Source organism: Streptococcus mitis, from assembly GCF_905187535.1.
GTDB classification, from domain to species: domain Bacteria; phylum Bacillota; class Bacilli; order Lactobacillales; family Streptococcaceae; genus Streptococcus; species Streptococcus mitis_BS.
Window position 1 is genome coordinate 165,786 of the sequence record NZ_CAJJIE010000060.1, and the last position, 13,096, is coordinate 178,881.

The following is a 13,096-nucleotide window of genomic DNA, read 5'->3' on the forward strand; positions in this document are numbered from 1 at the left end:
AAGAAAAACTTGATTGTTGGAGGATTTTTTAGATGAACGAATTTGAAGATTTGCTAAATAGCGTTAGCCAAGTTGAGCCTGGTGATGTTGTTAGTGCTGAAGTATTGACAGTTGATGCGACTCAAGCTAACGTTGCAATCTCTGGGACTGGTGTTGAAGGTGTCTTGACTCTTCGCGAATTGACAAACGATCGCGATGCAGATATCAATGACTTTGTTAAAGTAGGAGAAGTATTGGATGTTCTTGTACTTCGTCAAGTAGTTGGTAAAGATACTGATACAGTTACATACCTTGTATCTAAAAAACGCCTTGAAGCTCGCAAAGCATGGGACAAACTTGTTGGTCGCGAAGAAGAAGTTGTTACTGTTAAAGGAACTCGTGCCGTTAAAGGTGGACTTTCAGTAGAATTTGAAGGTGTTCGTGGATTTATCCCAGCTTCAATGTTGGATACTCGTTTCGTACGTAACACTGAGCGTTTTGTAGGTCAAGAATTTGATGCTAAAATCAAAGAAGTTGACGCTAAAGAAAACCGCTTCATCCTTTCACGTCGTGAAGTTGTTGAAGCAGCTACTGCAGCAGCTCGCGCTGAAGTATTCGGTAAATTGGCTGTTGGTGATGTTGTAACTGGTAAAGTTGCTCGTATCACAAGCTTTGGTGCTTTCATCGACCTTGGTGGTGTTGACGGATTGGTTCACTTGACTGAATTGTCACACGAACGTAACGTATCACCAAAATCAGTTGTAACTGTTGGTGAAGAAATTGAAGTGAAAATCCTTGATCTTAACGAAGAAGAAGGACGTGTATCACTTTCACTTAAAGCAACAACACCTGGACCATGGGATGGCGTTGAGCAAAAATTGGCTAAAGGTGATGTAGTAGAAGGAACAGTTAAACGTTTGACTGACTTCGGTGCATTTGTTGAAGTATTGCCAGGTATCGATGGACTTGTTCACGTATCACAAATTTCACACAAACGTATTGAAAATCCAAAAGAAGCTCTTAAAGTTGGTCAAGAAGTTCAAGTTAAAGTTCTTGAAGTTAACGCTGATGCAGAGCGCGTATCACTTTCTATCAAAGCTCTTGAAGAGCGTCCAGCTCAAGAAGAAGGACAAAAAGAAGAAAAACGTGCTGCTCGTCCACGTCGTCCAAAACGTCAAGAAAAACGTGATTTCGAACTTCCAGAAACACAAACAGGATTCTCAATGGCTGACTTGTTCGGTGATATCGAACTTTAATCAAATTGAAAATTCACAAAATCCTTTGTTTTCTAAACAAGGGATTTTTCTTTTGTCTATAAGCCTTTTTTGATATAATAGTTCTATGCTAGAATCAGAAAAACAATCACGTTATCAAATGTTAAATGAAGAGCTATCTTTTTTATTGGAAGGTGAAACCAATGTTTTGGCTAATCTTTCCAATGCCAGCGCTCTTCTAAAATCACGCTTCCCTAATACCGTATTTGCAGGCTTTTATCTGTTCGATGGAATGGAATTGGTTTTAGGTCCTTTCCAAGGCGGTGTTTCCTGTATCCGTATTGCACTTGGAAAAGGTGTTTGTGGGGAGGCAGCTCACTTTCAGGAAACGGTTCTAGTTGGTGATGTAAGGACTTATCCCAACTATATTTCTTGTGATGGTCGAGCTAAAAGTGAAATTGTTGTTCCGATGGTTAAGAATGGTCAATTGCTCGGGGTTCTGGATCTGGATTCTTCAGAGTTTGATGATTATGATGCTATGGATCGAGATTATTTGGAACAATTTGTCGCTATTTTGCTTGAAAAGACAGAATGGGACTTTACAATGTTTGGGGAGAAAGCCTAATGTATCAAGCACTTTATCGAAAATATAGAAGTCAAAACTTCTCCCAGTTGGTTGGTCAAGAAGTTGTGGCTAAGACTCTTAAACAAGCAGTAGAGCAAGAGAAAATAAGTCATGCCTATCTTTTCTCTGGTCCACGTGGAACGGGAAAAACTAGTGTGGCTAAGATCTTTGCCAAAGCTATGAACTGTCCCAATCAAGTGGGTGGTGAACCTTGTAATAACTGCTATATTTGCCAAGCGGTGACGGATGGTAGTTTAGAAGATGTCATCGAAATGGATGCAGCCTCTAATAATGGGGTTGATGAAATTCGTGAAATTCGTGATAAATCTACCTATGCGCCTAGCCTTGCTCGTTATAAGGTTTATATCATAGATGAGGTTCACATGCTGTCTACAGGGGCTTTTAATGCCCTCCTAAAGACGTTGGAAGAGCCAACACAGAATGTGGTCTTTATTTTGGCTACTACTGAATTGCACAAGATTCCTGCTACGATTCTATCTCGTGTGCAACGTTTTGAGTTTAAATCGATTAAGACACAGGATATTAAGGAACATATCCACTATATTTTAGAAAAAGAAAATATCAGTTCTGAACCAGAGGCTGTGGAAATCATTGCCAGACGGGCTGAAGGTGGAATGCGAGATGCCTTGTCTATTTTGGATCAAGCCCTGAGTTTGACACAGGGAAACGAACTGACGACTGCCATCTCTGAAGAAATTACTGGTACTATTAGTCTATCAGCCTTGGATGATTATGTGGCCGCCTTGTCTCAACAGGATGTTCCCAAGGCCCTAGCATGCTTAAATCTTCTCTTTGACAATGGTAAGAGCATGACTCGTTTTGTGACCGACCTTTTACACTATTTAAGAGATTTGTTAATTGTTCAAACAGGGGGAGAAAACACTCATCATAGTCCAGTCTTTGTAGAAAATTTGGCACTCCCTCAGGAAAATCTGTTTGAAATGATTCGCTTGGCGACAGTCAGTTTAGCAGATATTAAGTCTAGTTTGCAGCCCAAGATTTATGCTGAGATGATGACTATTCGATTGGCAGAGATTAAGCCTGAACCAGCTCTTTCTGGGGCAGTTGAACATGAAATTTCTGCATTGAGACAGGAAGTTGCCCGTCTCAAACATGAACTCGCAAATGTGGACACTGTACCAAAACAAACTAGTCCAGTACCTACCCGTCCAGCAGCGAGCAAGACCGTCTATCGTGTGGATCGCAATAAGGTTCAATCAATCCTACAAGAGGCCGTTGAAAATCCAGATTTAGCACGTCAAAATCTGATTCGCTTGCAGAATGCCTGGGGAGAAGTGATTGAAAGTCTTGGAGGCCCTGATAAGGCTTTGCTGGTTGGTTCTCAACCGGTTGCGGCCAATGAGCACCATGCTATTCTTGCTTTTGAGTCTAACTTTAATGCTGGTCAAACAATGAAACGAGACAATCTCAACACTATGTTTGGCAACATCCTCAGTCAGGCAGCAGGTTTTTCACCTGAGATTTTAGCTATTTCCATGGAGGAATGGAAAGAAGTTCGCGCAGCCTTTTCAGCCAAAGCTAAATCTACTCAAACTGAAAAAGAAGCAGAAGAAAGTCTGATCCCAGAAGGATTTGAATTTTTGGCTGATAAAGTGAAGGTAGAGGAAGACTAAAGAAAGATTTCATGATACAATAAGTTTATGAATAGACAACAATTTATTATCATCGCGCTGTTTACAGCTGCTGAGACCTATTTTTTCAATGAAGCTTGGATGACTGGTCGTTATATTATGGCAGCCTTTTGGGCCGTTTTGCTTTTTAGAAATTTCCGAGTCAGTTACTTGATGGGCAAGATTGTAGATGTCATTGACCAGCATTTAAAAGGAAAAGACTAGTCCTCAGCTTCTAGACAAAATCAAAGCCTTTTAGGCTTTTTTTTGTTATACTATAAAAGTATATTTATTGACCTTTTACCGTGTTTTCTAGGAAAATCAAGTATGTTTCTAGTAACACTGTAAAGGCCTTGAAAAAGAAAGGAACTATCATGTCAGTATTAGAGATCAAAAATCTTCACGTTGAGATTGAAGGAAAAGAAATTTTAAAAGGGGTCAACCTGACCCTGAAAACAGGAGAAATCGCCGCTATCATGGGACCAAATGGTACAGGTAAATCGACTCTTTCTGCAGCTATCATGGGAAATCCAAACTATGAAGTGACCAAAGGTGAAGTTTTGTTTGATGGCGTAAATATCCTTGAGTTGGAAGTGGACGAACGTGCACGTATGGGACTTTTCCTTGCTATGCAATACCCATCAGAAATTCCTGGAATTACTAACGCTGAGTTTCTTCGTGCAGCCATGAATGCTGGTAAAGAAGATGATGAAAAAATTTCAGTTCGTGAGTTTATCACTAAATTGGATGAGAAGATGGAATTGCTCAACATGAAAGAAGAAATGGCTGAGCGTTACCTCAACGAAGGCTTCTCTGGTGGTGAGAAAAAACGTAATGAAATTCTTCAACTTTTGATGTTGGAGCCAACATTTGCCCTTTTGGATGAGATTGATTCTGGTCTTGATATTGATGCCCTTAAAGTTGTTTCTAAAGGTGTTAATGCTATGCGTGGTGAAGGCTTTGGTGCTATGATTATCACTCACTACCAACGTCTTTTGAACTACATCACACCTGATGTGGTACACGTCATGATGGAAGGTCGCGTTGTCCTTTCTGGTGGTCCAGAATTGGCTGCGCGTTTGGAACGTGAAGGATACGCAAAACTAGCTGAAGAACTTGGCTACGACTACAAGGAAGAATTGTAATTCCCTCGTATCTTTTAGGAGAAGTAAATGACTAAAGAAAATATTAAACTTTTTTCAGAAATGCATGCTGAACCAAGCTGGTTAGCTGATCTCCGTCAAAAAGCTTTTGACAAGATTGAGACTTTGGAATTACCAGTTATTGAGCGTGTCAAATTCCACCGTTGGAATCTGGGTGATGGAACGATTACAGAAAGTGAGCCATCAGCAAATGTTCCAGATTTCACAGCTCTAGATAATCACTTGAAATTGGTTCAAGTAGGAACTCAGACTGTTTTTGAGCAAACTCCAGTTGAATTAGCTGAACAGGGTGTTGTCTTTACAGACTTTCACTCAGCTTTAGAAGAAATTCCAGAGCTTATTGAGGAATTCTTCATGTCATCAGTTAAATATGATGATGATAAGTTGGCAGCCTACCATACAGCTTACTTTAACAGTGGTGCTGTTCTCTATATTCCTGATAACGTGGAAATTGCTGAACCAATCGAAGGAATTTTCTATCAAGACAGCGATAGTGATGTGCCGTTTAACAAGCATATTATGATTATCGCTGGTAAAAATTCTAAGATTAGTTATCTGGAACGTTTAGAGTCACGCGGTGAAGGAAGTGCTAAAGCAACTGCTAATATCACAGTAGAAGTAATTGCACGTTCTGGTGCTCAAGTGAAGTTTGCTGCTATTGACCGTTTAGGTGAAAACGTCACTGCCTACATTAGCCGTCGAGGTAAATTAGGTAATGATGCAAGTATTGATTGGGCTATTGGTGTCATGAACGAAGGAAATGTCGTTGCGGATTTTGATAGCGATTTGATTGGTAACGGTAGCCATGCTGATCTTAAAGTTGTAGCTCTTTCAAGTGGCCGTCAGGTACAAGGGATTGATACTCGCGTAACCAACTACGGCTGCAACTCAATTGGTAATATCCTACAACATGGTGTTATTCTTGAGAAAGCGACTTTGACTTTCAATGGTATTGGCCACATCATCAAGGGTGCCAAGGGAGCAGATGCCCAACAAGAAAGTCGTGTTCTTATGCTTTCAGATCAAGCGCGTTCAGATGCCAACCCAATCCTTTTGATTGATGAAAATGACGTAACTGCAGGACACGCGGCTTCTATCGGTCAGGTAGATCCAGAAGACATGTACTACCTCATGAGCCGTGGCTTGGATAAGGCAACTGCAGAGCGTTTGGTTGTTCGTGGTTTCCTTGGATCTGTTATTGTTGAGATTCCAGTCAAAGAAGTTCGTGATGAGATGATTGCAACTATCGAAGAAAAATTGTCAAAACGCTAAGGGGAAGCCTATGTTAGATGTAGAAGTGATTCGTAAGGATTTTCCAATTTTAGACCAGATTGTCAACGATGAACCATTGGTCTATTTGGACAATGCTGCGACGACACAAAAACCACTAGCAGTTCTGGAAACGATTAATCGCTACTATGAACAGGATAATGCCAATGTTCACCGGGGTGTTCATACCTTGGCAGAACGAGCAACAGCTTCTTATGAGGCGGCTCGTGAAACTATTCGTAAGTTTATTAATGCAGGCTCTACAAAGGAAGTTCTCTTTACAAGAGGAACGACAACTAGTCTTAACTGGGTAGCGCGTTATGCTGAGGAAGTCTTGACTGAGGGAGACCAGGTCTTGATTTCCGTCATGGAACACCATTCCAATATCATTCCATGGCAGGAAGCCTGCCGCAAGACTGGAGCGAATCTTGTATATGTCTATCTCAAGGATGGAGCTCTGGATATGGATGATTTGCGAGCTAAATTGACTGATAGAGTTAAGTTTGTCTCCCTTGCTCACGCCTCAAATGTTCTGGGTGTGGTCAATCCAATAAAAGAAATCACTCAATTAGCTCATCAAGTTGGAGCCATTATGGTGGTGGATGGTGCTCAATCTACGCCTCATATGAAGATTGATGTCCAGGACTTGGATGTGGACTTCTTTGCTTTTTCAGGTCACAAGATGGCTGGTCCGACTGGTATCGGTGTTCTTTGCGGCAAAGAGAAGTATCTAGAACAAATGTCACCAGTTGAATTCGGCGGTGAGATGATTGATTTCGTCTATGAGCAATCTGCTAGTTGGAAGGAATTACCTTGGAAATTTGAGGCAGGGACTCCTAATATGGCAGGTGCTATCGGACTAGCTACTGCAGTAGATTATCTAGAAAAAATTGGTATGGATGCGATTGAAGCTCATGAACAAGAATTAATCTCTTACGTTTTTCCAAAACTGCAGGCTATTGAAGGTTTGACCATTTACGGTTCGCAGGACTTGGCTCAACGTTCAGGTGTCATTGCCTTTAATCTAGGCAATCTTCATCCTCACGATCTTGCGACAGCTTTGGATTATGAAGGAGTAGCTGTTCGTGCGGGTCACCACTGCGCCCAACCCTTGCTTCAGTATTTGGATGTTCCAGCAACAGCTCGCGCAAGTTTTTATATCTATAATACCAAGGCAGATTGCGACAAGCTAGTCGATGCTTTACAAAAGACAAAGGAGTTTTTCAATGGCACTTTCTAAACTAGATAGCCTTTATATGGCAGTGGTGGCAGACCATTCGAAAAATCCACATCACCAAGGAAAGTTAGAAGACGCTGAACAAATCAGTCTTAACAATCCAACCTGTGGAGATGTTATCAATCTCTCTGTCAAGTTTGATGCAGAGGATCGTTTGGAGGATATCGCTTTTCTAAACTCAGGCTGTACCATCTCAACTGCCTCTGCTAGCATGATGACAGATTCAGTTTTGGGCAAAACCAAACAAGAAATCTTAGAACTTGCGACTATTTTTTCTGAGATGGTTCAAGGACAAAAAGATGAGCGCCAAGACCAACTTGGTGACGCAGCCTTTTTGTCAGGTGTTGCCAAATTCCCTCAACGAATCAAGTGTGCAACCCTAGCTTGGAATGCTCTGAAGAAAACAATTGAAAATCAAGAAAATTAGTAAGACAAGTTTCTTTTGTCTTATAAATCAGTAGAAATGAAGAATGAAAGAAAGGATATTATGGCTGAAGAAAGAGTAGAACCAAAACCAATTGACCTTGGTGAATATAAATTTGGTTTCCATGATGATGTAGAGCCTGTCCTATCGACAGGAAAAGGATTGAATGAAGATGTCATTCGTGAACTATCAGCTGCAAAGGGAGAACCTGAGTGGATGTTAGAATTCCGTTTGAAGTCTTATGAAACCTTCAAAAAAATGCCCATGCAAACTTGGGGAGCAGACTTGTCGGAGATTGATTTTGATGACTTGATCTACTACCAAAAACCATCTGATAAACCAGCGCGTTCATGGGATGACGTTCCTGAAAAAATTAAAGAAACCTTTGAACGTATCGGGATTCCTGAAGCTGAGCGTGCTTATTTAGCAGGTGCCTCTGCCCAGTACGAGTCAGAAGTGGTTTACCACAACATGAAGGAAGAGTTCCAGAAATTGGGGATTATCTTTACAGATACGGATTCTGCCCTCAAGGAATACCCAGACTTGTTTAAACAATACTTTGCTAAGTTGGTACCGCCAACAGATAACAAATTGGCTGCCCTTAACTCAGCAGTATGGTCTGGTGGAACCTTTATCTACGTACCAAAAGGGGTCAAGGTAGATATTCCTCTTCAAACTTACTTCCGTATCAACAACGAAAATACTGGTCAGTTTGAACGTACCTTGATTATCGTTGATGAGGGAGCAAGTGTTCATTACGTCGAAGGATGTACAGCGCCTACTTATTCAAGTAACAGCTTGCATGCGGCCATCGTAGAAATCTTTGCCTTGGACGGAGCTTACATGCGCTATACAACCATCCAAAACTGGTCTGATAACGTATATAACTTGGTAACAAAACGTGCTAAGGCTCAAAAGGATGCCACTGTTGAGTGGATCGATGGTAACTTGGGTGCCAAAACAACCATGAAATATCCATCTGTTTATCTTGATGGAGAAGGAGCGCGTGGTACCATGCTCTCTATTGCCTTTGCCAATGCAGGGCAACATCAAGACACAGGAGCTAAGATGATTCATAACGCACCACATACAAGCTCGTCTATCGTGTCTAAATCCATTGCTAAAGGCGGAGGAAAGGTTGACTACCGTGGACAAGTAACCTTTAACAAGAACTCTAAGAAATCTGTTTCTCACATTGAGTGTGATACCATTATCATGGATGACTTGTCAGCATCAGATACTATTCCGTTTAATGAAATTCATAACTCGCAAGTAGCTTTGGAACACGAAGCCAAGGTTTCTAAGATTTCAGAAGAACAGCTCTATTACCTCATGAGCCGTGGATTGTCAGAATCTGAGGCAACTGAGATGATTGTTATGGGATTTGTAGAACCCTTTACAAAAGAACTTCCAATGGAGTATGCTGTTGAGCTTAACCGCTTGATTAGCTACGAAATGGAAGGATCAGTTGGGTAAAATTTGATTTTAGATTTACCCAAAATCAAGAACTTTGAAGATGAACTTGTAACAAAAAATCGCGGTTTAAAATCGCGATTTTTTTTTATAATTTTTCGTTGATAAATCGGATAAACTGATTCCACCAAACTTTTAAGAAGAAAGCTTTTTCAACTTTCTTTTCTGCTACCATTTCGAAACTAGGGCGTTCTGTGGTAATGTAACCTTGACCAATCAAGTCCTTGTCTTCATAAGTCAAATGTCCAACCACTGTTCCGGCTTCAAGTGGTGCTGGGATTGCTTTAGAATCAGGAGTGAATTGAACAGATTGGGAAGATTGACTTCCAACACGTTCAATTAGAGAGATATCATCTTTGGCAACAGCAGTGACAGTATCTTCTTTTCCATCTTGTACAGGGGCTTTGCTATCTTGATAAGCATCACCTTTTTGAACGATTTTGCGAAGTGTGAATGTAGAAGAGATATAATCCATTAGTGAAGAAGTAGCTGTGAAGCGAGCGTAAGGATTATTGTCTTGATGATCCGCATTCAAAACAACTGTGATAACCCTCATCCCTTTTTCAACAGTAGTACCAACAAAAGATTCTCCAGCCTTGTCTGTTGTTCCTGTCTTAAGGCCATCAAAACCACCGCGATAAGCAGGCATACCCTCTAACATGTAGTTGGTAGAAGTGATTGTCATCCCAGCAAAAGTAGATGAAGGTTTTTTAGTGATTTCCAAGACTTGTGGGTATTTTTTGATGAGGTTGCGAGCAACGATAGCGACATCATATGCACTGAGTTTATTTTCATCATCTTTTTTAGAGCCCGGGTAAATGTTATCCCCTAGAGTCTCATTGTTAAGACCTGTTGTATTAACAACAGTGGCATCCTGAATTCCCCATTCTAAGAGTTTTGCTCGCATCATGTCAACAAAGTCCTTCTCTGAGCCAGCAATTTTCTCTGCTAAGGCAATAGCTGCACTGTTAGCACTAGATACTAGGGTTGCTTCAAGTAGTTGTTCGACGGTATAATTACGAGCTTCCATAGGAACATTACTTGCTTCGGAATTTGTCGTTAATCTGTAAGGATAATCAGAAATATCTACCGGAGTTGATAGTGTAATACTGCCGTTTTCCAAGGCTTCATAGACAAGATAAACAGTAATCAATTTTGTAATTGAAGCGATTTCGACTGGCTGAGTTGCATCTTTTTCATAAAGTATTTTTCCAGTATTTGCTTCAACAGCAATGGCATGTTTTGCAGTAATATTAAAATCCTGAGCAGCAACAGTAGATGCTGACCCGATCACAGATAAGCTTAGTAGAGTTAAAATTATTTTTTTCATAGTAAGTTTATTCTAACATAAAGAAAAAAATATTCCCAGTTTCATGATAGAAGAAAGAAGCTTTTTTGAAAGTGTGGTAAAATAGATGAATGGAGGTACCCCATGTTTCGTAAGAATAAATTATTTTTTTGGACCAGTGAGATTTTATTATTAACCATCATCTTTTATTTATGGAGACAGATGGGTGGGATTATAACGCCTTTTGTAAGTGTCGCAAATACCATAATGATTCCCTTTCTTCTAGGTAGTTTTTTATATTATTTAACAAATCCCTTTGTTAGTTTTTTACAAAAGTATTTCAAAATTAATCGTATTATTGGTATTCTACTAACTTTGTGTGCCTTGGTTTGGGGGCTAGTTATTGGGGTAGTCTATCTCTTACCGATTTTGGTCAATCAGTTGACCAGCTTGATTGCGACTAGCCAGACTATCTACAGTCGTTTACAAGATTTGATTGTGGATTTATCTACTTATCCAGCCTTTCAAAATTTGGATATTCAAGCGAATATTCAACAATTAAATCTCTCCTATGTAGATATTCTACAGAATATCCTAAATAGTGTAACGAATAGTGTTGGAAGTGTCCTATCTGCGCTCTTTAGTACTGTTTTGATTATTATCATGACCCCTGTATTTTTAATTTATTTTTTGTTAGATGGTCACAAGTTCTTGCCGATGCTTGAACGTACTGTTTTAAAGCGAGACAAGTTGCATATTACAGGTCTTTTAAAAAATTTGAATACTACAATTGCTCGATATATTAGTGGAGTTGCTATTGATGCGATTATTATTGGTTGTTTGGCCTTTATCGGATATAGCGTAATCGGTTTGAAATACGCTTTGGTCTTCGCTATCTTTTCAGGATTAGCCAATCTCATTCCTTATGTAGGCCCAAGTATTGGTTTGATTCCGATGATTATCGCTAATGTCTTTACTGATCCTCATAGAATGCTGATTGCAGTTGTTTATATGCTGATTATTCAACAAGTGGATGGAAATATTCTTTACCCTCGAATCGTTGGTGGTGTGATGAAGGTTCATCCAATTACGATTTTAGTATTACTTTTGTTATCAAGTAATATCTATGGTGTCATTGGTATGATTGTCGCAGTACCAACCTATTCTATCTTAAAAGAAATTTCTAAGTTTTTATCACGTTTGTATGAAAATCATAAAATAATGAAAGAACGAGAAAGAGAATTAGCTAAGTAAAAGTCAGGAATTCCTGATTTTTCTTTTTGTTTAGCTAGGTGATAGGAGTAGAAGTGTCGTTTAGAATTAGTTGATTAAGAATAATTCACAAAAACTTTGTAAAACACTTGCAATTTAGCTGAAATTTGATAAAATAGTAAGGAAAGTTAGACTGTATTGCCTACTGTCTATCTATAAAATATATTTTATTGGAGGCTTTTACTCAAATGGCAAAAGAAAAATACGATCGTAGTAAACCACACGTTAACATTGGTACTATCGGACACGTTGACCACGGTAAAACTACCCTAACTGCAGCTATCACAACTGTTTTGGCACGTCGCTTGCCTTCATCAGTTAACCAACCTAAAGACTATGCGTCTATCGATGCTGCTCCAGAAGAACGCGAACGCGGTATCACTATCAACACTGCGCACGTTGAGTACGAAACTGAAAAACGTCACTACGCTCACATCGACGCTCCAGGACACGCGGACTACGTTAAAAACATGATCACTGGTGCCGCTCAAATGGACGGAGCTATCCTTGTAGTAGCTTCAACTGACGGACCAATGCCACAAACTCGTGAGCACATCCTTCTTTCACGTCAGGTTGGTGTTAAACACCTTATCGTCTTCATGAACAAAGTTGACTTGGTTGACGACGAAGAATTGCTTGAATTGGTTGAAATGGAAATCCGTGACCTATTGTCAGAATACGACTTCCCAGGTGACGATCTTCCAGTTATCCAAGGTTCAGCTCTTAAAGCCCTTGAAGGTGACACTAAATACGAAGACATCGTTATGGAATTGATGAACACAGTTGATGAGTACATCCCAGAACCAGAACGTGACACTGACAAACCATTGCTTCTTCCAGTCGAGGACGTATTCTCAATCACTGGACGTGGTACAGTTGCTTCAGGACGTATCGACCGTGGTATCGTTAAAGTCAACGACGAAATCGAAATCGTTGGTATCAAAGAAGAAACTCAAAAAGCAGTTGTTACTGGTGTTGAAATGTTCCGTAAACAACTTGACGAAGGTCTTGCCGGAGATAACGTAGGTGTCCTTCTTCGTGGTGTTCAACGTGATGAAATTGAACGTGGACAAGTTATCGCTAAACCAGGTTCAATCAACCCACACACTAAATTCAAAGGTGAAGTCTACATCCTTACTAAAGAAGAAGGTGGACGTCACACTCCATTCTTCAACAACTACCGTCCACAATTCTACTTCCGTACTACTGACGTTACAGGTTCAATCGAACTTCCAGCAGGTACTGAAATGGTAATGCCTGGTGATAACGTGACAATCGACGTTGAGTTGATCCACCCAATCGCCGTAGAACAAGGTACTACATTCTCTATCCGTGAGGGTGGACGTACTGTTGGTTCAGGTATGGTTACAGAAATCGAAGCTTAATTCGATTTAGTTCCCAGAAGAACAATTATTTAAGTCAGACACTAAAAGAATCTTGCTATGCAAGGTTCTTTTTTTAAAAAAATAAAAAGATAGACCTGATAAAGTCCAGATCCAT

The 13,096-nt window shown here is 40.1% G+C and carries 12 protein-coding genes; 11 read left to right on the plus strand and 1 reads right to left on the minus strand.

The features are described from left to right. The first annotated feature begins 32 nt into the window (after positions 1 to 32). The 9 genes from rpsA to sufB all read left to right on the plus strand — a co-directional run bounded on the left by rpsA (position 33) and on the right by sufB (position 9,039). Entirely contained in the window at positions 33 to 1,235 is a 1,203-nt protein-coding gene (rpsA, locus tag JQ841_RS07985) for a 30S ribosomal protein S1 (protein ID WP_064277006.1), read from the plus strand. A gap of 85 nt (positions 1,236 to 1,320) precedes the next feature. Next, positions 1,321 to 1,818 (plus strand): GAF domain-containing protein, encoded by a 498-nt coding sequence (locus JQ841_RS07990; RefSeq protein ID WP_203180609.1) that lies wholly within the window; start codon positions 1,321 to 1,323, stop codon positions 1,816 to 1,818. Further along, positions 1,818 to 3,473 (plus strand): DNA polymerase III subunit gamma/tau, encoded by a 1,656-nt coding sequence (gene dnaX, locus JQ841_RS07995; protein WP_203180610.1) that lies wholly within the window; start codon positions 1,818 to 1,820, stop codon positions 3,471 to 3,473. Before JQ841_RS07990 ends, dnaX begins: the two co-directional genes overlap by 1 nt. A gap of 27 nt (positions 3,474 to 3,500) precedes the next feature. After that, positions 3,501 to 3,695, plus strand: coding sequence for a DUF3272 domain-containing protein (locus JQ841_RS08000; protein ID WP_203180611.1), 195 nt, complete (start codon positions 3,501 to 3,503; stop codon positions 3,693 to 3,695). A gap of 149 nt (positions 3,696 to 3,844) precedes the next feature. Further along, positions 3,845 to 4,615 carry a Fe-S cluster assembly ATPase SufC gene (gene sufC, locus JQ841_RS08005; RefSeq protein ID WP_061416991.1) on the plus strand — a complete coding sequence of 257 codons (771 nt, stop codon included), beginning with the start codon at positions 3,845 to 3,847 and terminating at the stop codon, positions 4,613 to 4,615. 27 nt (positions 4,616 to 4,642) lie between these two features. Continuing rightward, positions 4,643 to 5,905, plus strand: a complete 1,263-nt coding sequence (gene sufD / locus JQ841_RS08010) for a Fe-S cluster assembly protein SufD (RefSeq protein WP_125442800.1) — start codon at positions 4,643 to 4,645, stop codon at positions 5,903 to 5,905. A gap of 10 nt (positions 5,906 to 5,915) precedes the next feature. Further along, complete coding sequence (locus JQ841_RS08015) at positions 5,916 to 7,142, plus strand: cysteine desulfurase (RefSeq protein ID WP_203180612.1); 1,227 nt, start codon at positions 5,916 to 5,918, stop codon at positions 7,140 to 7,142. Next, on the plus strand, positions 7,129 to 7,566 hold the full coding sequence (gene sufU / locus JQ841_RS08020) for a Fe-S cluster assembly sulfur transfer protein SufU (protein ID WP_001218484.1): 438 nt from the start codon (positions 7,129 to 7,131) through the stop codon (positions 7,564 to 7,566). Before JQ841_RS08015 ends, sufU begins: the two co-directional genes overlap by 14 nt. 60 nt (positions 7,567 to 7,626) lie before the next feature. Next, a complete protein-coding gene (gene sufB, locus JQ841_RS08025; RefSeq protein WP_000797050.1) occupies positions 7,627 to 9,039 on the plus strand; it encodes a Fe-S cluster assembly protein SufB in 1,413 nt (470 codons plus the stop codon). An 85-nt stretch (positions 9,040 to 9,124) separates the two neighbouring features. Here the strand turns inward: sufB and pbp3 are convergent, their stop codons facing one another. Next, positions 9,125 to 10,366, minus strand: a complete 1,242-nt coding sequence (pbp3, locus tag JQ841_RS08030; protein WP_203180613.1) for a D-alanyl-D-alanine carboxypeptidase PBP3 — start codon at positions 10,364 to 10,366, stop codon at positions 9,125 to 9,127. Positions 10,367 to 10,468: 102 nt separating this feature from the next. Here pbp3 and JQ841_RS08035 point away from each other — a divergent pair, with 102 nt between their 5' ends. After that, complete coding sequence (locus tag JQ841_RS08035; protein ID WP_153193884.1) at positions 10,469 to 11,578, plus strand: AI-2E family transporter; 1,110 nt, start codon at positions 10,469 to 10,471, stop codon at positions 11,576 to 11,578. 206 nt (positions 11,579 to 11,784) lie between these two features. After that, the gene (gene tuf / locus JQ841_RS08040; protein ID WP_001040726.1) at positions 11,785 to 12,981 is read left to right on the plus strand and encodes an elongation factor Tu; all 1,197 of its coding nucleotides are present in this window, start codon (positions 11,785 to 11,787) and stop codon (positions 12,979 to 12,981) included. The last annotated feature ends 115 nt before the right edge of the window (positions 12,982 to 13,096 follow it).